The sequence below is a fragment of the Serratia sp. M24T3 genome, assembly GCF_000257645.1.
In the GTDB taxonomy this organism is placed as follows: domain Bacteria; phylum Pseudomonadota; class Gammaproteobacteria; order Enterobacterales; family Enterobacteriaceae; genus Rouxiella.
The window spans coordinates 121,993-141,521 of sequence record NZ_AJHJ01000009.1 but is presented as its reverse complement, the minus strand read 5'-3'; the positions used below and the strand labels follow the sequence as shown (position 1 = coordinate 141,521).

General features: G+C 51.1%; 13 protein-coding genes and 1 pseudogene. 8 read left to right on the top strand and 6 right to left on the bottom strand.

From position 1 onward, the window contains the following. Positions 1 to 224: 224 nt before the first annotated feature. Positions 225 to 446 carry a cold shock-like protein CspD gene (cspD, locus tag SPM24T3_RS10155; protein ID WP_009636663.1) on the bottom strand — a complete coding sequence of 74 codons (222 nt, stop codon included), beginning with the start codon at positions 444 to 446 and terminating at the stop codon, positions 225 to 227. Positions 447 to 888: 442 nt separating this feature from the next. Here cspD and clpS point away from each other — a divergent pair, with 442 nt between their 5' ends. Both clpS and clpA read left to right on the top strand, forming a co-directional pair. Next, positions 889 to 1,209 carry an ATP-dependent Clp protease adapter ClpS gene (clpS, locus tag SPM24T3_RS10150; protein WP_009636662.1) on the top strand — a complete coding sequence of 107 codons (321 nt, stop codon included), beginning with the start codon at positions 889 to 891 and terminating at the stop codon, positions 1,207 to 1,209. A gap of 27 nt (positions 1,210 to 1,236) precedes the next feature. Beyond that, the gene (gene clpA, locus SPM24T3_RS10145) at positions 1,237 to 3,516 is read left to right on the top strand and encodes an ATP-dependent Clp protease ATP-binding subunit ClpA (RefSeq protein ID WP_009636661.1); all 2,280 of its coding nucleotides are present in this window, start codon (positions 1,237 to 1,239) and stop codon (positions 3,514 to 3,516) included. Between the two features lie 209 nt (positions 3,517 to 3,725). On the opposite strand, the gene infA is transcribed toward clpA, so the two are convergent. From infA to trxB, 5 genes and pseudogenes are all read right to left on the bottom strand, one after another. After that, positions 3,726 to 3,944 (bottom strand): translation initiation factor IF-1, encoded by a 219-nt coding sequence (gene infA, locus SPM24T3_RS10140; RefSeq protein ID WP_002211347.1) that lies wholly within the window; start codon positions 3,942 to 3,944, stop codon positions 3,726 to 3,728. 100 nt (positions 3,945 to 4,044) lie between these two features. After that, positions 4,045 to 4,773 carry a leucyl/phenylalanyl-tRNA--protein transferase gene (gene aat, locus SPM24T3_RS10135; RefSeq protein ID WP_009636656.1) on the bottom strand — a complete coding sequence of 243 codons (729 nt, stop codon included), beginning with the start codon at positions 4,771 to 4,773 and terminating at the stop codon, positions 4,045 to 4,047. 60 nt (positions 4,774 to 4,833) lie between these two features. Then, positions 4,834 to 6,483 (bottom strand): annotated as a pseudogene (gene cydC, locus SPM24T3_RS10130) (cysteine/glutathione ABC transporter ATP-binding protein/permease CydC); the annotation flags it as partial. Continuing rightward, positions 6,480 to 8,252 (bottom strand): cysteine/glutathione ABC transporter permease/ATP-binding protein CydD, encoded by a 1,773-nt coding sequence (cydD, locus tag SPM24T3_RS10125; protein WP_009636654.1) that lies wholly within the window; start codon positions 8,250 to 8,252, stop codon positions 6,480 to 6,482. The pseudogene cydC and the gene cydD, both read right to left, overlap by 4 nt. 246 nt (positions 8,253 to 8,498) lie before the next feature. Then, a complete protein-coding gene (gene trxB, locus SPM24T3_RS10120) occupies positions 8,499 to 9,467 on the bottom strand; it encodes a thioredoxin-disulfide reductase (RefSeq protein WP_009636653.1) in 969 nt (322 codons plus the stop codon). Positions 9,468 to 10,069: 602 nt separating this feature from the next. Between trxB and lrp the strand changes: the two genes are divergently transcribed. The 6 genes from lrp to SPM24T3_RS10090 all read left to right on the top strand — a co-directional run bounded on the left by lrp (position 10,070) and on the right by SPM24T3_RS10090 (position 19,338). After that, positions 10,070 to 10,564, top strand: coding sequence for a leucine-responsive transcriptional regulator Lrp (lrp, locus tag SPM24T3_RS10115; RefSeq protein WP_009636652.1), 495 nt, complete (start codon positions 10,070 to 10,072; stop codon positions 10,562 to 10,564). A gap of 126 nt (positions 10,565 to 10,690) precedes the next feature. After that, entirely contained in the window at positions 10,691 to 14,209 is a 3,519-nt protein-coding gene (locus tag SPM24T3_RS10110; RefSeq protein WP_009636651.1) for a DNA translocase FtsK 4TM domain-containing protein, read from the top strand. Between the two features lie 241 nt (positions 14,210 to 14,450). After that, positions 14,451 to 15,062, top strand: coding sequence for an outer membrane lipoprotein chaperone LolA (gene lolA / locus SPM24T3_RS10105; protein WP_009636650.1), 612 nt, complete (start codon positions 14,451 to 14,453; stop codon positions 15,060 to 15,062). A gap of 7 nt (positions 15,063 to 15,069) precedes the next feature. Next, entirely contained in the window at positions 15,070 to 16,413 is a 1,344-nt protein-coding gene (locus SPM24T3_RS10100; RefSeq protein ID WP_009636649.1) for a replication-associated recombination protein A, read from the top strand. Positions 16,414 to 16,517: 104 nt separating this feature from the next. Next, positions 16,518 to 17,810 carry a serine--tRNA ligase gene (gene serS / locus SPM24T3_RS10095; protein WP_009636648.1) on the top strand — a complete coding sequence of 431 codons (1,293 nt, stop codon included), beginning with the start codon at positions 16,518 to 16,520 and terminating at the stop codon, positions 17,808 to 17,810. 382 nt (positions 17,811 to 18,192) lie between these two features. Then, positions 18,193 to 19,338 (top strand): MFS transporter, encoded by a 1,146-nt coding sequence (locus SPM24T3_RS10090; RefSeq protein ID WP_009636647.1) that lies wholly within the window; start codon positions 18,193 to 18,195, stop codon positions 19,336 to 19,338. Positions 19,339 to 19,529 lie beyond the last annotated feature (191 nt).

Below are 19,529 nucleotides of genomic sequence, written 5' to 3'. Positions count from 1 at the left end.
GGATTGTGAGTAAATTAAGAAGATTGTGAAGTGAAACCAGAATTTTAAATTAACGGAAAAGTCTGATTTCTAATGAAGAGATAAATAAAGTTAATTTTTTTTACATCAAGGCTTGAAGAGATACTCATTCTCCCCCATAAATAAAATACCAGCCAACGAGCGACTGGTATTTTATAAAGTTTGCATGATTGTTTGCTGTTATCACCTGGGGTTGAGTTTGGTCGTCAGGCGACCACTTCAGTTTCCACTGGAATGATAATGCTGGCATGGTTTCCTTTGGGTCCCTCATGAACGTCATAACTGACCTGTTGCCCGGCTTTTAGCGTCCGATAACCCTCCATTTTAATGGTGGAGTAATGTGCGAAGATGTCTTCGCCGCCGCCGACAGGACAGATGAAACCAAAGCCTTTAGCATTATTGAACCATTTAACAGTACCCGTCTCCATGCTCTCATATCCCTCTCATGACTATGGTGGTAGTAATAAAGAGTTAAAGCCTGCACCACAAAATCAAAATATTGTGGGGTTTTAGGCGTATTACCGTTGGAAAATACGCAAAAAATGATGATGTGCCGCAGCTCATCCGGCTTATAAATTTACACTCTAGTGTATTAGTCTAAGACGTCAAGAGATGGCTATTTGTCTGGGGCAGGTAGATAACCAAAGTTTGAAGCAGGTAACGATATTGAGATTTTTTAGGCCTATTTTACGGCAGATAGCCTGCTAAATGGCGCAGTTTATGTCCTGCGGCATGGAAGTCTAAAAAATGGTAAAATAACTGGAGTAATCTGGTGACCCGAGACGAGATGCAACGTGATACATCTTTCGCAAGGTGTCGGATCAAACTGTTTCTAACAAATTTCTAGATGCAAAGGGTAGCGGACAGGCAATGGGCGACAATCAGGATTGGCAAAATTTTGAACATTTGGCGGCAGATAAACAAAAGGAAGAGCTAAAACCGCCATCTATGTATAAAGTTATATTAAACAACGACGATTACACTCCAATGGAATTTGTGATTGACGTGCTGCAAAAGTTCTTTTCTTATGATATTGAACGTGCAACGCAACTGATGCTTACAGTGCACTACAAAGGCAAGGCCGTTTGCGGGATCTATACTGCAGAAGTTGCTGAAACCAAAGTCGCACATGTGAATAGCTACGCTAAGGAGAACGAGCATCCGTTGCTGTGTACGCTGGAAAAAGCCTGATTAAGGCAATCTATTTGGGAGGTGCCTATGCTCAATCAAGAACTTGAACTCAGTCTCAATATGGCTTTCGCAAGAGCCCGCGAGCACCGGCATGAGTTTATGACCGTCGAGCACCTGCTGTTGGCGTTGCTGAGCAACCCGGCAGCTCGTGAAGCGCTTGAGGCCTGTACGGTCGATTTAGTGGCCTTACGTCAGGAATTGGAAGCCTTCATCGAACAGACCACACCCACTTTACCCGCTAGCGAAGAAGAGCGTGATACCCAGCCTACGTTGAGTTTCCAACGTGTGTTGCAACGCGCTGTTTTCCATGTGCAGTCTTCAGGCCGAAGTGAAGTTTCCGGCGCGAACGTGCTGGTTGCCATCTTTAGTGAACAGGAATCTCAGGCTGCTTATCTGCTGCGTAAGCATGATGTCAGCCGCCTTGACGTGGTGAACTTTATCTCCCACGGTACGCGTAAAGACGAAGCGAGCCAGGCTCCGAACAATGCGGAGAACCCGGTTAACGAAGAGCAGTCGGCAGGGGAAGATCGTATGGAGAACTTCACCACAAATCTCAACCAATTGGCGCGCGTTGGTGGCATTGACCCGCTGATTGGCCGTGATAAAGAATTGGAACGTGCTATTCAGGTGCTGTGCCGTCGCCGTAAAAACAACCCGCTGCTGGTGGGTGAGTCCGGTGTCGGTAAAACAGCTATCGCCGAGGGTCTCGCCTGGCGTATTGAACAGGGCGATGTGCCTGAAATCATGGCCGACTGTACGCTCTATTCTTTAGACATTGGCTCACTGCTTGCGGGTACTAAATACCGCGGCGACTTCGAAAAACGTTTTAAATCGTTGCTGAAACAGCTGGAACAGGACAAAAACAGCATTCTGTTTATCGATGAGATCCACACGATCATTGGTGCAGGTGCGGCGTCCGGTGGCCAGGTTGATGCGGCTAATTTGATCAAACCGCTGCTCTCCAGCGGCAAGATCCGCGTAATTGGTTCAACTACCTATCAGGAGTTCAGCAGTATCTTTGAGAAGGATCGTGCGCTTGCGCGTCGTTTCCAGAAAATTGATATTACCGAGCCATCTCCTGAAGAAACAGTGCAGATCATCAATGGTCTGAAAACCAAATACGAAGCGCATCACGACGTACGTTATACCGCGAAAGCGGTGCGTGCAGCGGTTGAGTTGTCGGTAAAATACATCAACGATCGTCACCTGCCTGATAAGGCAATCGACGTGATTGACGAAGCGGGTGCGCGTGCTCGGCTGATGCCGGTCAGCAAACGCAAGAAAACGGTTAACGTCAGCGATATCGAAAGCGTAGTTGCTCGAATTGCCCGTATTCCAGAGAAAACCGTGTCAGCCACCGACCGTGACGTGCTGAAAAACCTCGGCGATCGCCTGAAAATGCTGGTATTCGGGCAGGACAATGCCGTTGAAGCTTTGACTGAAGCGATCAAAATGAGCCGTGCCGGCCTGAGTCAGGACCGTAAACCTGTTGGTTCGTTCCTGTTCGCGGGTCCAACTGGCGTCGGTAAAACCGAGGTAACGGTTCAGTTGGCAAAAGCGCTGGATATCGAACTGCTGCGTTTTGATATGTCGGAATACATGGAGCGTCACACCGTGAGCCGTTTGATTGGTGCTCCTCCAGGTTATGTTGGTTTTGATCAGGGCGGTTTGTTGACTGATGCTGTAATCAAGCATCCGCACGCCGTAGTGCTGCTCGATGAAATCGAGAAAGCCCACCCAGATGTCTTTAACCTGCTGTTGCAGGTAATGGATAACGGGACGCTGACCGACAACAACGGCCGTAAAGCCGACTTCCGTAATGTGATACTGGTAATGACCACCAATGCCGGTGTGCGTGAGACAGAGCGTAAATCGATTGGTCTTATCCATCAGGACAACAGCCCTGATGCGATGGAAGAGATCAAGAAAGTGTTTACCCCTGAGTTCCGTAACCGCCTGGACAACGTGATTTGGTTTAATCATCTGTCTCCTGAGGTTATCCAGCAGGTTGTCGATAAATTCATCGTCGAACTGCAGGCTCAGCTGGATGCGAAAGGCGTGTCGCTTGAAGTTAGCGATGAAGCGCGCGACTGGCTGTCAGTTAAAGGTTACGATCGTGCAATGGGCGCTCGTCCAATGACGCGTATCGTGCAGGAAAATCTGAAGAAACCGTTGGCTAATGAACTGCTGTTCGGTTCGCTGGTCGATGGAGGTTCAGTTTCCGTAGCTTTGGATAAAGTGGCCGATAAACTGACCTATCACTTTATGAGTGCGCAGAAGATCAAAGAAGAGGGTGCGGTGCACTAATCTTTTGATTTGAAGTGTTAAAATAGAAAAAGGCGATGTGAAGACATCGCCTTTTTTACATCGGTAAATCCGTATTATCTTCTGAAGCAGCTTTAGGCGCTAAATAGCGGAAACCACAAAACGCCCTTGCCACGTATCATTTCTGACTGTGGAAGAGCGAAATGGGTAACCTCAGGTATCGCGGGATGAATCAGCGATGAGTGAGCCTATCAGCGGCTACGGAAGACAATGCGGCCTTTGCTCAGGTCGTACGGGGTCAGCTCTACAGTGACTTTGTCGCCCGTCAGGATGCGGATATAGTTCTTGCGCATTTTACCGGAGATGTGTGCGGTTACCACGTGTCCGTTTTCTAATTCAACGCGGAACATGGTGTTTGGCAACGTGTCCAATACGGTGCCCTGCATTTCAATGTTGTCTTCTTTGGCCATCGAATCCTCTAGGTGTTACTACCATAGTTTTTAACCGGCAAGATAATGCCGAAAAACCCACATTATGTAAAGAATTGTTGGCGTTTTCCGCACACATTCCCTATTCCTTCAGGAGGGATGGCAAATCAACGTCATGTGGGGGTAAGTCTTGTGGCAACCAGCATTCCGGTGGCAACGTGAGTTGCGAAAGTCGGGATAACTGCTGCAAAAATTGGCGGCGGGGGATCTCTCTCGCACCCAGCGACGCAGTGTGAGGGTTGATCACCTGACAGTCAACCAGTTCTCCCCCCTGAGCGGTAAAATATTGGCAAAAAGCCATGATTGCGCACTTGGATGCGTTGATACGACGGCTGAACATCGACTCGCCGCAAAATAGTCCACCTATCGCCACGCCGTAAATTCCACCGACCAGTTCGCCTTTGGACCAGACCTCGATCGAATGTGCATGACCCTGCCGATGCAGCGCAAGATAGCCTTTTTGCACCAATGGGCCAATCCAGGTTCCACCCTCGCGGTCTTCGGCACAGGCCGAGATGACCTGTCCAAACGCCCGGTTCAGGGTGTAGCAGTAGTCTGATTGGCGTAGAAAACGTCTCAGGCTGCGGCTGATGTGACGCTCTTGCGGAATCAGAATCGCTCGTGGATCGGGCGACCACCAGAGGATTTCTTCTCCGGGTTCAAACCACGGAAAAATGCCGCCTGCATAGGCCGAAAGCAGGCGCGTGGGGGAGAGGTCACCGCCAATCGCCAGCAAGCCGTTGGGTTGGCGCAGCGCGGTCTCTGGGTCGGGAAAGCGAATTGAATTGGCAGAAAGCTGCACCAGGCGCATAAAAAGTCTCAATCAAAAAAAGTTTCAGAATGATGATTATAGCCGTGCCGGCGACGCCGCTATTTTCCCATCAGACATGATGCAGACACGATCCATTTTATCGATACCCGTGAGGCGATGGGTTATCATTAGCAAGGTTTTGTTTTTACAGTAACTGTCGAGCAAGGCCAGAATATGGCGTTCAGTTTCGGTATCCAAACCTTCCGTAGGCTCATCCAGTATCCACAGCGGAGCATCATGTAGCAGCGCCCGCGCCAATCCGAGACGCCGTTGCTCCCCGCCGGAGAGCTGCCTGCCGCCCTCGCCAAGCCAGGCATTCAGCCCTGTATCATCAAGCAAACTGCCCAATTCTACCAGGCGTAATACCTCAGACAGCTTTTCATCGCTGCTTTGCGGAGCTGCCAGCAGGAGATTGTCACGTAAAGTGCTGTTAAATATGTGCACTCGCTGACTCAGAACCGTCACCATGCTGCGCAAGCTTGATTCTTGATAATCTACTAACGAAACCCCGTTAAGCTGAATACGGCCCTCCTGAGGGTCCCACGCGCGGGTCAGTAACTGAGCCAGTGTCGATTTGCCACAGCCGGTTTTACCCAGCAAGGCAATATGCTCGCCGGGCTGGATCTCCAGACTGACTTCTTGCAATACTGGCTGGGGTTGTCCGGGATAGGTAAAACTCACATCTTGAATCGATAAGAAAGCTGTCGTTTCACCCCCAGGACCTTTGTCGGGGAAGGTGACGACGGGGCGCTGGCTGATAATCTGCGTCACGCGACCCGCAGAGGCCATGACCTGTCCAAGATGCTGGAAGGCTCCGGCGACTGGCCCCAAAGCTTCAAAGGCCGCCAATGGGGTAAAGACAAACAGTGCCAGCAAAGCACCGGGGGCAGGTAAACTGCCAACACCACCCGATGCCAGCCATAACAGCAGGCACAGGGTCAAACCCGAAGTGGCAATCACCAAGGCCTGTGATAGGCCGGAGAGTTTCGCCTGCTGCTGCTGGCGGTCAAGCCAGCGTCGTTCGATTTCATCCAGCGTTTTGCGGCTCTGTGCTTCGGCACCGAAAATCACCAGCTCCGACTGACCCTGCAACCAGCCGCCTAACTGGGCGCGATATTCTCCGCGCAGCTGCGTCAGGCCATGGCCAATAGGCTGACCCGCGCGATAGAAAATTACCGGTAGCAGCACCAGCAGTGTCAGCATAATGCCGCCGAGCGTGAGCGCTAACTTCACATCAACAAAACTCAACCCAATGGTGACTGCGACAATGACCACTAGCGCTGAAATTAGTGGCGAAATAACGCGCAGGTAAAGATGGTCAAGGGTATCTACATCGGCGACCAGTCGATTAAGAATTTCGGCTTTTTGGAAACCGGCCAGCCCACCGGGAGACAGCGGCAAAAGTTTGCTGAAAGTGAATACTCGCAAATGTGCCAGCACGCGGAAGGTCGCGTCGTGACTGACAACTCGCTCGGCATAGCGCCCTGCGGTGCGGAAAATGGCCGCTCCACGCACTCCGGCGGCGGGCAGCATATAGTTGAAAGTATAAATCCCCGCCAGACCTGCCAGAGAGGCTGCAGCCAGGAACCAGCCAGATAATGCCAGCAAACCAATACTTGCCAGCAAGGTCACAATGGCAAGCACAATACCCAGCGCCATGAGCAGCCAGTGTCGGCGATAAAGTGCTAAATACGGTAACAGGATTTTCATAGCGGCAGATCCCTGTCTTGTTGGGCGTGCAAGCGGGCAAAATGCCCCGACTGTGCCAGCAATTGTTGATAACTGCCTTTCTCTACCAGCAGCCCGTGGTCCATGACCCAAACTTCATCATATTTCTCAGTGGCTTCCAGCCGATGAGTGACCAATAGAGTGCTTTGTTTTTTGGCAGCGCTATTTAGCGTGCTCATCACCCGCTGCTCGCTTTCGGCATCGAGGCTGGCCGTTGGTTCATCCAGCAACAGCAGCAAGCAGGGAGAAAGCAGGGCGCGAGCGACGGCTACACGCTGTGCCTGCCCGACCGACAGGCGAGCGGCATCTTCACCTATCAAGGTGTCGATGCCTTCAGGCAGCAGGGGCAGAAACTCGCTGACAAAAGATTGTTCCATCACCTGATTCAACTCCTTGTCACTGGCGTTAGGCTGACTCAACAAAATGTTCTGTCGTAGCGTAGGCTCGGTGAGCTGCGGATTTTGCCCCACCCAGCTGATTTGCTGTCGCCATTCTGTCATTAACGTGTCTTTAAGCTCTTGTCCGTTGACTTTCAATTGGCCCTGATAAGGCAAAAAGCCCAGCAAGGCATTGATCAGCGAGCTTTTACCGGCTCCGCTCAGTCCGACAATTGCCACGCTTTTTCCCGCGGTCAGCTCAAAATTCAGCGGTCCGGCAAGGCGCTGGCCCTGTGGCGACATAATTTGCAGATTAGTGGCGGTTATCGTGACAGTTTCACAGGTTGCAAAATGTTCGGTTCCGCTGACCGGCTGTTCAGCTTCAACGGTTAAAAACTCTACCAGACTCTCGGCCGCACCTACCGCTTGCGCTTTGGCGTGATAAAACACCCCTAAATCACGCAGTGGCTGAAAGAATTCAGGGGCCAGAATCAGCACCAGAAAACCGGCAAATAACGTGACAGGCGTACCGTAATGGCCAAAATTAAGCTCGCCAAGATAAGAGAAACCAAAATAAACCGCGACGACGGCAATCGAGATAGAGGCAAAAAATTCAAGCACGGCAGAAGAGAGAAACGCTAACCGTAAAACTTCCATGGTACGGGCGCGGAAGTTTTCAGTAGAATCCTTGATTTGCTTGATTTCAGCATCGGCACGATAAAACAGTCGCAGAGTATCAAGACCGCGCAAGCTGTCGAGGAACTGGCCGCTTAATCGAGCCAAAGCCTGGAAGTTACGCCGATTGGCATCAGCCGCTCCCATGCCGACCAGCGCCATAAAAATAGGGATCAGTGGAGCGGTGGCGAGAAGGATAAGTCCGGCGGCCCAGTTGATCGGGAAGATGCTTACCAGGATCAGCAAGGGAATGATCCCCGCCAGAGAGATTTGCGGCAGGTAGCGGGCGTAATAATCCTGCATATCCTCAATTTGTTCGAGGACAAGCGTGGCCCAGCTTCCCGCAGGTTTGCCCTTAATACACGCCGGGCCAAGTAGGTGCAGGCGATCCAGCACTAACTTGCGCATTTCCTCACGGATTACTCGGCCACAAATAAATCCCACTTGTTCTCGCAGCCAGGTAACCGCGGCGCGTAGGGCAAAGGTCAAGGCCAGAAACAGGAAGCTTTGCAACAGAGTGTCGCGCGGTGCGTGGTTGACTATCAGGTTATGCAGCAGGCCGGCCAGCAACCAGGCCTGAGCAAGAATGAGCAGACCGGAGATAAGGCCAAGCATCATGGAGAGGCGAGTCCAGCGTTTGGCGCGCAAGCTTTCTTGCTTGAGCCAGCGGATTAATTCTTGTTGCCGTGTTTTGTTCATCCCAGTTTTGTTCATCCCAGGTTAGCCGAATGCAGAACGCATAAGCCGAAAAAGCACCGCTGAGGATGCAATTGTCAGTTGTTGCCATGTCAGGCGGAAAGCCCGCATATTCTACAGGGTCTTTTCCGCGATGAACACTCCGACTGTTACAAATAACTGCGTATAATACAAACAAAAAAGGCGACCCGAAGGTCGCCTTTATCTTTAGCAGATCAAATGGTTAACATTGACTGCTGCTGTGTAACATTACTTGAAATTAGCTTCAGCCAGTCCGTCAAGATAACGTTCTGCATCCAGTGCTGCCATACAGCCCGTTCCGGCAGAGGTGATTGCCTGACGATATACGTGGTCCATAACGTCGCCGGCGGCAAACACGCCCGGAATGCTGGTCTGGGTTGCATTACCCTGAATACCGGACTGCACCTTGATATAGCCATTTTCCAGGGCCAGTTGACCCTCGAAAATGCCGGTGTTCGGGCTATGTCCGATGGCGATAAACATGCCCGCAACGTCCAGCTTGTTCAGCTCATCGTTGTTGATGTCACGCAGGTTGGCACCGGTTACGCCCATTTCATCACCCAGAACTTCATCGAGAGTTTTGTTGGTGTGCAATACGATTTTGCCGCTGGCCGCTTTCTCGTTCAGGCGGTCAATCAAGATTTTTTCGGCACGGAAGTTCTCACGACGGTGGATCAGATGGACTTCAGAGGCGATGTTGGCCAGATAAAGCGCTTCTTCCACTGCTGTGTTACCGCCGCCGACCACAGCCACTTTCTGATTGCGGTAAAAGAAACCGTCACAGGTTGCGCAGGCTGAAACGCCACGGCCTTTGAACGCCTCTTCTGAAGGCAGACCCAAATAACGTGCAGATGCGCCGGTGGCGATAATCAATGCGTCACAGGTGTATTCTTCGCTATCACCAAACAGGCGGAACGGGCGGGTTTGCAGGTCAACGCGATTAATATGATCAAAAACGATTTCAGTATTAAATTTAACCGCGTGCTCGTGCATACGATCCATCAGGCCAGGACCGGTTAAACCTTCCGGATCTCCCGGCCAGTTTTCAACTTCAGTCGTGGTGGTCAGCTGACCGCCTTTCTCGATACCGGTGATTAAAACCGGCTTAAGGTTGGCGCGGGCAGCATAGACTGCAGCGGTATAACCCGCAGGGCCAGAACCTAAAATCAACAATTTACTATGTTTAACTGTACCCATAAGGAATTCATCTCCGTGATGCAAACTACGTCATGGTAGGGATTGTAGGGAAAAAGGCCGCGTAAAAAAAGCATACTCAGATGTTGTTAGCGATTTGTCTGATAGTTTTTGCCTGAAATCACGGGTAAAAATGATTCCTGTCTGAGTTTGTCATCTGCTTTTGTTATTGTTCAATCCGAAAAGACAGCGAAAAAGGACGTTCACGGATTTCAATCTGGAATGTTCTTCTGATTTTGCTTCTTTTACTTTGACAATCCGCTGTGCATTTGCGAAAACATCTAGGTAAGAAGAAATTATACGCCTGTAGGTGCCTCAAATTTACACAATGTGCTACCGCTTTACCCGTTCCTGGTTCGCATTGTTCATTTTTAAGACACAGACAATCAGCAATTTAGGTTTTATTATGCCTAATTAGTTACTTAGCGTTATTTCTTTTTCGGCTTCACTAAAAAAAATTCGTTTTCTTCTGACAGGGGCAAGACGTCTTAAAGTGGGTCGCTACAACCTAAAAAAAACAGGTCTTCGCTTAGGATACACCCTTATACATTGAAGTTGGTTAGGGTATGGCAAGTGCAGGGAAGGACATCAGAGAGATAATAATAATGGTAGATAACAAGAAACGTCCGGGAAAAGATCTCGACCGTATTGACCGTAACATTCTTAATGAGCTGCAAAAGGATGGCCGGATCTCTAACGTCGAGCTTTCCAAACGTGTAGGTTTGTCACCTACACCATGTCTGGAACGCGTTCGTCGTCTTGAACGCCAGAATTTCATTCATGGCTACACTGCTTTGCTTAATCCTCATTATCTGGATGCTTCATTGCTGGTGTTTGTTGAGATTACCCTCAACCGTGGCGCACCGGACGTGTTTGAGCAATTCAATGCGGCAGTACAAAAACTAGAAGATATTCAGGAGTGTCACTTGGTTTCCGGGGACTTCGACTACTTGTTGAAAACCCGTGTACCTGATATGTCTGCTTACCGTAAACTGCTGGGCGAAACGCTTCTTCGTTTACCGGGTGTTAACGACACTCGTACCTATGTGGTAATGGAAGAAGTGAAACAGACTAACCGCCTGGTAATTAAAACCCGGTAAGTAAAAGGTACAGGTGCAAAACCTAATTTATTTAGCTACACTCCTGTGTATTCATACAGCCTTGGCGCCGGGCTTCATTCCCGGCGCTAGCGCTATTTCAGTTCACAGGAACCTGGAGAGCCTTTCTTGAGCCAGGAATATACAGAAGATAAAGACGTTACCTTGAAAAAACTCAGCGGTGGCCGCCGTATTCTGGAGGCCGTGCTGGTTGTGGTAGCCGTTTTCGCCATTTATTTGATGGCAGCACTGCTTAGTTTCAATCCGTCCGATCCAAGCTGGTCACAAACCTCTTGGCATGGTCCTATCCATAATTTGGGTGGCGGCGTCGGGGCCTGGATGGCCGATACAATATTCTTCATCTTTGGTGTGTTGGGATATGCCATTCCTCCAATCATGCTTTGCCTTTGCTGGGCCTCTTTCCGTCAGCGAGACAATCAGGATTACATTGACTATTTCACCCTGTCGCTGCGTTTGATAGGGACGCTGGCGCTCATCCTCACCTCGTGTGGACTGGCGTCGCTCAATATTGACGACCTTTATTACTTCGCTTCTGGCGGCGTGATAGGCAGTCTTCTGGGCACGGCGATGACCCCATGGTTCAACAACATTGGCGCAACGCTGCTCCTGCTTTGTGTCTGGGCGGCAGGTTTGACCCTGTTCACCGGTTGGTCATGGCTCACTATCGCTGAAAAGATTGGTGGTACGATTTTGGGTGCTACCACCTTTATGACCAACCGTTCGCGACGTGATGATGATTACGACTACGAGTATGACGAGCGTGAAGAACACGACGATACATTGCTCAATGACAAGCATCATGAAGAGCAAAAGAGCGAGCATAGTCCAGCAGACCCTGCTCGGCTGGCAACGGCGGCGACAGCAATAGTTTCAGCAGCGGCAATGGCCGACGAGGATGACGACGTCCTGTTTTCTGCCTCTTCTATCCACGATAAAGCCCAGGCACAAACATCGGCTGTTGCCGAAGTTCACCCTGAAATGCCTGCCGCAGGCGAATCTGTTGCACCGGTGAATCCGTTGTCTCAGGGACATGTTGATGCGCAAACAGCGGCTCAGCCTGTTGCGCCAGCCGCTGCGCCAATACAGCCAGCAACGCCGCCGCTTTATAGTTTTGAAGTTCCGCAAGAAACCCCTGCGCCCCGCACGGTTCAGCCAGCAGCTTCTGCGCAGACTCGTCGTTACGATGAGCCACAGCTGGGCGACTGGAATCAGGTAACTGAACCTCAACATCACGATCGTTCACCGTTCGATTTTAGCGCTGCGCCAGAAGTCAGCAGCGTTGCGGCAACCGCCGCGTTGGCAACGGGTCTGGCTCAGGCCGGTAAATCAGCTGCTGCCGAAGCAGGCAATACCTTTATGCCGGCTTTCAGCGCCGTGAGTGATGAAAATCCGCAAATCAAGAAAGGCTTTGGCCCAGAATTGCCGCGCCCCAACCCTGTGAAGCTGCCTACCCGCCGCGAGCTGGCGTCTTATGGCATCAAGCTACCTTCTCAGCGTATTGCCGAGCAACAAGAGCAAGAGGCGGCTCGTCTGGCACGTGAGACCCAGTCTCAGCATCAGATCGAAAGTGACTCTGCCGAAGACGAGGAAGCACTGCAACAGGCTGCATTAAGGCAGGCATGGGTTGATCAGCAAAACCAGCGCTATGGTGAAACGGTTGAACAGGCAGAGCCGGTAGAAGACGATGAGGATGCGTTGCTTCAGGCACAGCTGCGCCAGCAGTTTGCCGCCCGTGAGCAGGCGCGTTATCAACCCGTCGAGGCGGAGGAATCCCAGCCGTATCAGGAAACGCATTATCAGCAATCTGCGCCTGCCCATCAGTTGCCGCAGGATGCTCAGTCGTTGTCTGGCCAGAATATCAGCACTCATGACGCCTTCAATTTCTCTCCGATGGCCGATTTGATTGATGATACGCCTGTTGAACCGTTGTTTACGCTTTCACCACAGGTTGAAGAGTCAAAACAACCCGCAGCTTACAGCCAACACGCGCCATCGGCCCCTGTTAACGAGCCGCAGTATGCTGCCGAGCCTCAGCAGTATGCCGCTGAATCGCAGACGCAGCCCGAGCCCGTGAAATCACCAATGGATAGCCTGATCCATCCGGCGCTGATGCGTAACGAAATGCCGGTCAATAGGCCAACTACGCCGTTGCCAAGTCTGGATCTCCTGACTTCGGCACCTGCAACGGAAGAGCCAGTTGACATGTTTGCCCTCGAGCAAACGGCGCAGCTGATTGAAGCTCGGCTGAACGATTACCGTATCAAGGCCGAAGTGGTAGACAAGCTTCCGGGGCCGGTAATTACGCGTTTTGAACTGGATCTGGCGCCGGGTGTTAAAGCTGCCCGCATTTCCAATCTGTCACGCGACCTGGCGCGATCGCTGTCCACTGTAGCGGTGCGTATCGTCGAGGTCATTCCTGGCAAGCCTTATGTCGGCCTTGAGCTGCCGAATAAAAAGCGCCAGACAGTTTATCTGCGGGAAGTGCTCGACTGTCCTCAGTTCAAAAACGATCCTTCTCCACTTACCGTAGTGCTGGGTAAAGATATCTCCGGTCAACCCGTGGTGGCAGATTTGGCAAAAATGCCTCACTTGCTGGTCGCGGGTACTACCGGTTCGGGTAAATCAGTCGGCGTTAATGCCATGATCCTGAGCATGTTGTATAAGGCTACGCCGGAAGACGTGCGCTTTATCATGATCGACCCGAAAATGCTTGAACTGTCAGTATATGAAGGTATTCCGCATCTGTTGACTGAAGTTGTTACCGACATGAAAGACGCCGCCAATGCGTTGCGCTGGTGTGTCGGTGAGATGGAACGTCGCTATAAGCTGATGTCTGCCCTTGGCGTGCGTAACCTTGCCGGTTACAACGAGAAAATCAAGGAAGCGGAAGATATGGGCTGGCCAATCCCGGACCCATTCTGGAAACCGAGCGACAGCATGGGCCATGAGCCGAGGAAGCTGGGTAAAGAGCCGTTTATCGTGGTGCTGGTGGATGAATTTGCCGACCTGATGATGACTGTCGGTAAAAAAGTTGAAGAACTGATTGCCCGCCTGGCACAAAAGGCGCGTGCAGCAGGTATTCACCTGGTGCTGGCAACTCAGCGTCCTTCGGTAGACGTCATTACAGGCTTGATCAAGGCTAACATTCCGACCCGTATTGCCTTTACTGTTTCGAGCAAGATTGATTCGAGAACTATCCTCGATCAGGGCGGCGCGGAGTCCTTGCTGGGAATGGGTGACATGCTTTATATGGCGCCTAACTCCTCGATTCCGATCCGCGTTCACGGAGCTTTTGTGCGCGATCAGGAAGTTCACGCTGTCGTTCAGGATTGGAAAGCGCGCGGCCGCCCTCAGTATATCGACAGCATTATCAAGGGCGGTGAAGAGGGCGAAGGCGGCAGTTCAGGTCTTGAAGAGGGTGAAGAGCTGGATCCGTTATTCGATCAGGCCGTAGAGTTTGTGGTTGAGAAACGTCGTGCATCAATTTCCGGCGTTCAGCGCCAGTTCCGCATTGGCTATAACCGTGCGGCACGTATCGTTGAACAAATGGAGGCACAGTCTATCGTGAGCACGCCGGGTCACAACGGCAACCGCGAAGTACTTGCACCACCGCCTCACGAGAGTTGAGGGGGTAGAACAAGGGCCGCAAATGCGGCCCTTGGCAATTCTGCCGTTCCGTTTTGCAGCGTCGACCCGCCTGTTAGTCGCGTTTGCAAAGAATCGTAAAAGCGTTAATTCTCAGACGATTGAGCTATCGGTGAGCCAATAGGTTCAGCTAAAGTTTAGCTCTGGGGTTGTTTTCCCGCTTATTCCCCCAATTGTTGGGAGAGGTCGTCTGTTCGCAATGGATTTTGAGGTAACAATAACAATGAAAAAATTATTAGCTGTAGGCTGTTTATTGACCGCGTTTATTTCAGGATCTGTATTGGCGGATGCCAGCAGCGATTTAAAGAGCCGTCTCGGTAAGCTGAACACTTTCCATGCCAGCTTTACGCAAACAGTAACCGGCGACGACGGTTCCAACGTTCAGCAAGGCGAAGGGCAGCTGTGGGTGAAGCGTCCTAACTTGTTTAACTGGCACATGACGTCGCCGGATGAAAGCATTCTGGTGTCTGACGGCAAAACGCTGTGGTTCTACAATCCATTTGTTGAGCAAGTGACGGCAACCTGGCTGAAAAACGCAACGGGTAACACACCATTTATGCTGATTACCCGCAACGACAGCAGCGACTGGGCCAAATATAACGTTACCCAGAAAGGCGATGATTTTAACCTGACGCCTAAATCAGCAACCGGCAATCTCAAGCAGTTTGCGATTACTGTAACCTCAAGCGGCACCATCAAAAGCTTCACTGCCGTTGAGCAAGACGGCCAACGCAGCGCCTACGCCCTTAAAGGCGAGCAGAATGCCTCCGTTGATGATGCTAAATTCAAATTCACTCCGCCTAAAGGCGTGACGCTAGACGATCAACGTCAGTGAGGACTTAGTGAGCAATCTGTCACTCGATTTTTCCCACAATGAGTTTCAGCCACTGGCTGCCAGAATGCGGCCAGTGACGTTAGCTGAATACATCGGCCAGCAGCATCTGTTGGCTCCGGGTAAGCCTTTGCCTCGCGCTATCGAGGCGGGGCAACTGCACTCCATGATCCTGTGGGGACCACCGGGAACGGGAAAAACAACATTGGCAGAGCTCATTGGCCGTTATGCCGATGCCGATGTCGAACGCATATCCGCGGTGACTTCCGGAATTAAAGAAATCCGCGAAGCCATTGAGCGTGCCCGTCAGAATCGCAATGCCGGTCGACGCACGATTCTGTTTGTCGATGAAGTACACCGCTTCAACAAAAGCCAGCAGGATGCTTTTCTGCCGCACATTGAAGACGGCACCATTACTTTTATCGGCGCAACTACCGAAAATCCAAGTTTTGAGCTGAACTCGGCGCTGCTATCCCGAGCCCGCGTTTATCTGCTCAAGGGATTAACGGCGGACGACATCGAGAAAGTCATCGATCAGGCGATGAACAACGCCGATCGCGGTTATGCCGGTCAAAATATCCGTATTTCTCCGCAGACTCGGCGCATGTTGGCCGAGTTGGTCAACGGCGACGCCCGTCGTGCATTGAATAGCATCGAAATGATGGCAGATATGGCGGAGACTGATGAGCAGGGAGTCCGAGTGCTGACTACTGAGCTGCTCAATGAAATCTCCGGCGAACGCAGCGCACGCTTTGATAATAAAGGCGATCGCTATTACGACTTGATATCTGCGCTGCACAAATCAGTACGTGGTTCTGCTCCAGATGCGGCGCTTTACTGGTATGCACGGATTATTACCGCCGGTGGCGATCCGCTGTATGTTGCAAGGCGTTTGCTGGCCATTGCATCCGAAGACGTGGGCAATGCCGATCCGCGCGCGATGCAAATTGCCATAGCGGCTTGGGACTGTTTTACCCGCGTTGGGCCAGCAGAAGGCGAGAGAGCAATTGCCCAGGCCATCGTTTATCTGGCCTGTGCGCCCAAAAGCAACGCTGTTTACACAGCTTTCAAAGCTGCGATGCGCGATGCCAAAGAGCAAGCCGATTACGACGTGCCTGAGCATTTACGCAATGCGCCAACCAAGCTAATGAAAGAAATGGGGCTGGGTGCAGAATATCGCTACGCCCATGACGAACCCAACGCCTATGCGGCGGGAGAGAACTATTTTCCCCCTGAAATGGCAAAAACGCAGTACTATTATCCGACCGCACGGGGTATGGAAGGTAAAATCGGTGAAAAGCTGGCGTGGTTGACTGAACAAGATCAAAATAGCCCGACAAAACGCTACCGATAAATTTGCTCTTGCGGTAAGGTTACCACTGATAACTCTTTGACATGCTGCCGTTTCAGGCTGCGTGTGTCATCAAAATTTATTTAATTCAACACGACAGGATTAGCATGCTCGATCCCAATCTGCTGCGTAATGAGCTAGACGCAGTTGCAGAAAAACTCGCTCGCAGAGGTTTTAAACTCGATGTAGAAACATTGCGCGCTCAAGAAGAACGTCGCAAAGTACTGCAAGTAGAAACGGAAAATCTTCAGGCTGAAAGGAATGCACGATCTAAATCGATCGGTGCGGCCAAAGCTCGCGGTGAAGACATCGATGCCCTGCGTCAGGAAGTTAACGAGCTGGGTGACAAGCTGAGCGCAGCCAAGGCTGAATTGGAAACGCTGCTGGACGAAATGAATAAAATCACTCAGGCGCTTCCGAACTTGCCTGATGATTGCGTTCCTGTCGGTAAAGACGATAGCGAAAACCAGGAAGTTAGCCGTTGGGGCGAACCGCGTCAGTTCGATTTCGAAGTGCGCGACCACGTTTCTCTGGGCGAACTGGCCGGTGGCCTTGATTTTGCTGCCGGCGTCAAGCTGACCGGCGCACGCTTCGTGGTTATGCAGGGGCAAGTTGCCCGCATGCATCGCGCGCTCTCACAGTTCATGCTCGATCTGCACACTGAGCAGCACGGCTATATCGAAACAGCAGTGCCTTATCTGGTTAACCAGGATTCACTGTTTGGTACCGGTCAGTTGCCGAAATTTGGTGAAGATCTGTTCCATACCAAGCCATTGGGCGAAGAAGCGGGCAGCAGCAACTATGCACTGATCCCAACTGCCGAAGTCCCTTTGACCAACCTAGTGCGTGACGAAATTCTTGAAGAAGAATCTCTGCCGCTGAAAATGACCGCGCATACCCCTTGTTTCCGCTCAGAAGCCGGTTCTTACGGCCGTGACACCCGTGGCCTGATCCGTATGCATCAGTTCGACAAAGTCGAGATGGTCCAGGTTGTCCGCCCGGAAGATTCCATGCAGGCGTTGGAAGAACTGACAGGTCACGCCGAGAAAGTGCTGCAGTTGCTGAACTTGCCATACCGTAAAATGCTGCTTTGTACCGGTGATATGGGTGCTGGCTCTTGCAAAACTTACGATCTGGAAGTGTGGTTGCCAGCGCAAAACACCTATCGTGAAATTTCTTCCTGTTCAAATATGTGGGATTTCCAGGCTCGTCGTATGCAGGCTCGCTGCCGTGCAAAAAACGAGAAGAAGCCTCGCCTGGTTCATACTTTGAACGGTTCTGGTTTAGCGGTAGGCCGTACTCTGGTTGCGGTGCTGGAAAACTACCAGCAGGCTGACGGCAGTATCGTGGTGCCAGAAGTTCTGCGCCCATACTTGCGTGGTCAGGAAGTTATTGGTTAAGCAGGTAATTATTTGGAAATAAGAGCGATGGTCTCATCAGTCGCTTAATTTCTCAATAATCATCAAGGTCGAACGTTAAGGCGTTCGGCCTTTTTTGTACCCTTTTGGGGTTTATAACCATCGGCGATATTTTTTAATCGAACGTCTTGTTTTAAAGCTGTTTTTTCAAGTTTTCCCATCCAAATTTAAAATAAATTCCTTAATAATCATCTTGATAGAAAATCTTCGGTCGAGCCGTGATTTTCTTCATTCAGACGATTGATTAGTTATTTAAATCATCGAAATACAGATTGTGCGGCGGCTCGATTTCGCCAGATTGACTTTTTTATTGCCAGTGGCATGATGCGCGCAATTTCCTTGCATTTCTGGTCGCTCAATCCCTATGTCTGCGTATTCTCGCCCGGTGCTGTTGCTGCTCTGCGGCCTTTTGCTGTTGACCGTATCAATTGCGGTTTTGAGCACCCTCGTCCCTTTATGGTTGACGCACGAAACCCTGCCTACCTGGAAAGTGGGGCTGGTAAGCTCTTCTTATTACGCCGGTAATTTAGTAGGGACATTGATTGCAGGTCGAATCATCAAGCGCTTTGGCTTTAATCTCAGCTACCAACTTTCTTGCATCTTGTTTGCCGTTGCGACCGCAGGATTGACACTCTCAATGAGCTTTATGGGATGGGTCAGTTGGCGTTTTATGGCCGGTATCGGCTGTGCGCTGATTTGGGTGGTGGTTGAGAGTGCGTTGCTGCGTAGCGGAACGGTGAAAAACCGTGGGCAGCTGTTGGCTGCTTACATGATTGTTTATTATATCGGCACTGTTATGGGCCAGTTGCTCCTCGGTAAAGTCTCCACCGAATTGTTTAGCGTTATTCCGTGGGTCACAGGGCTGATTGTTATCGCTATGCTGCCGCTGTTATTTGCGCACATTGCTAATCAAGACAGCGAATTGCCAACTCTTTCAGTGTGGCCGATGTTCAAACGGCGTAGTGCACGGCTTGGAATCAATGGCTGCGTAATTTCCGGTATTGTGCTGGGTTCGCTTTACGGCTTGATGCCGCTGTTTCTGGCGCACCGTGGTTTGAGCGATGCAGATGTGGGTTACTGGATGGCGTTATTGGTCAGCTCCGGGATTATCGGCCAATGGCCGGTAGGGCGACTTGCCGACCGCTATGGTCGTTTGATGGTGCTGCGTGTGCAAGTGTTCGTGATTATTCTCGGCAGTATCGCAATGCTTGCAGGTTATGCAATGGCACCGGCTCTGTTTGTGCTGGGCTGTGCCGGCTTTACGCTGTATCCGGTAGCAATGTCCTGGGCCTGTGAAAAGGTTAGCTCGGACGAGTTGGTGGCGATGAACCAGACATTGCTGATGAGCTACACCATTGGCAGTCTGGCGGGGCCATCAATGACCGCGATGCTGATGCAGAAGTACTCTGACCGGGTGTTGTTTGTGATGATCGCCGCCGTGGCGCTGGTTTATCTGGTAATGTTATTGCGCAAAGCGGATCAACAATCTACACCTGTTGCCACTGCCTGATAAAGATACCCTTCGTACTTGAAGCCGAAACTGTATTAGCTACGCTCGCTCACCCCAGTCACTTACTCATGTAAGCTCCCGGGGATTCGTCTCGCTTGCCGCCTTGTTGCAGCTCCAATTACTTTGGGTATCTGCAACCGCAACTGTGTTTACCCTTCGTACTTGAATCTGCAACTGTGTTGGCTACGCTC

Excerpts from the sequence above, each read along its gene's own strand:
- cspD (WP_009636663.1), bottom strand. The coding sequence starts at position 446 with ATGGAGACGGGTACTGTTAAATGGTTCAATAATGCTAAAGGCTTTGGT.
- clpS (WP_009636662.1), top strand. The coding sequence starts at position 889 with ATGGGCGACAATCAGGATTGGCAAAATTTTGAACATTTGGCGGCAGAT.
- clpA (WP_009636661.1), top strand. The coding sequence starts at position 1,237 with ATGCTCAATCAAGAACTTGAACTCAGTCTCAATATGGCTTTCGCAAGA.
- infA (WP_002211347.1), bottom strand. The coding sequence starts at position 3,944 with ATGGCCAAAGAAGACAACATTGAAATGCAGGGCACCGTATTGGACACG.
- aat (WP_009636656.1), bottom strand. The coding sequence starts at position 4,773 with ATGCGCCTGGTGCAGCTTTCTGCCAATTCAATTCGCTTTCCCGACCCA.
- cydD (WP_009636654.1), bottom strand. The coding sequence starts at position 8,252 with ATGAACAAAACACGGCAACAAGAATTAATCCGCTGGCTCAAGCAAGAA.
- trxB (WP_009636653.1), bottom strand. The coding sequence starts at position 9,467 with ATGGGTACAGTTAAACATAGTAAATTGTTGATTTTAGGTTCTGGCCCT.
- lrp (WP_009636652.1), top strand. The coding sequence starts at position 10,070 with ATGGTAGATAACAAGAAACGTCCGGGAAAAGATCTCGACCGTATTGAC.
- lolA (WP_009636650.1), top strand. The coding sequence starts at position 14,451 with ATGAAAAAATTATTAGCTGTAGGCTGTTTATTGACCGCGTTTATTTCA.
- serS (WP_009636648.1), top strand. The coding sequence starts at position 16,518 with ATGCTCGATCCCAATCTGCTGCGTAATGAGCTAGACGCAGTTGCAGAA.
- SPM24T3_RS10090 (WP_009636647.1), top strand. The coding sequence starts at position 18,193 with ATGTCTGCGTATTCTCGCCCGGTGCTGTTGCTGCTCTGCGGCCTTTTG.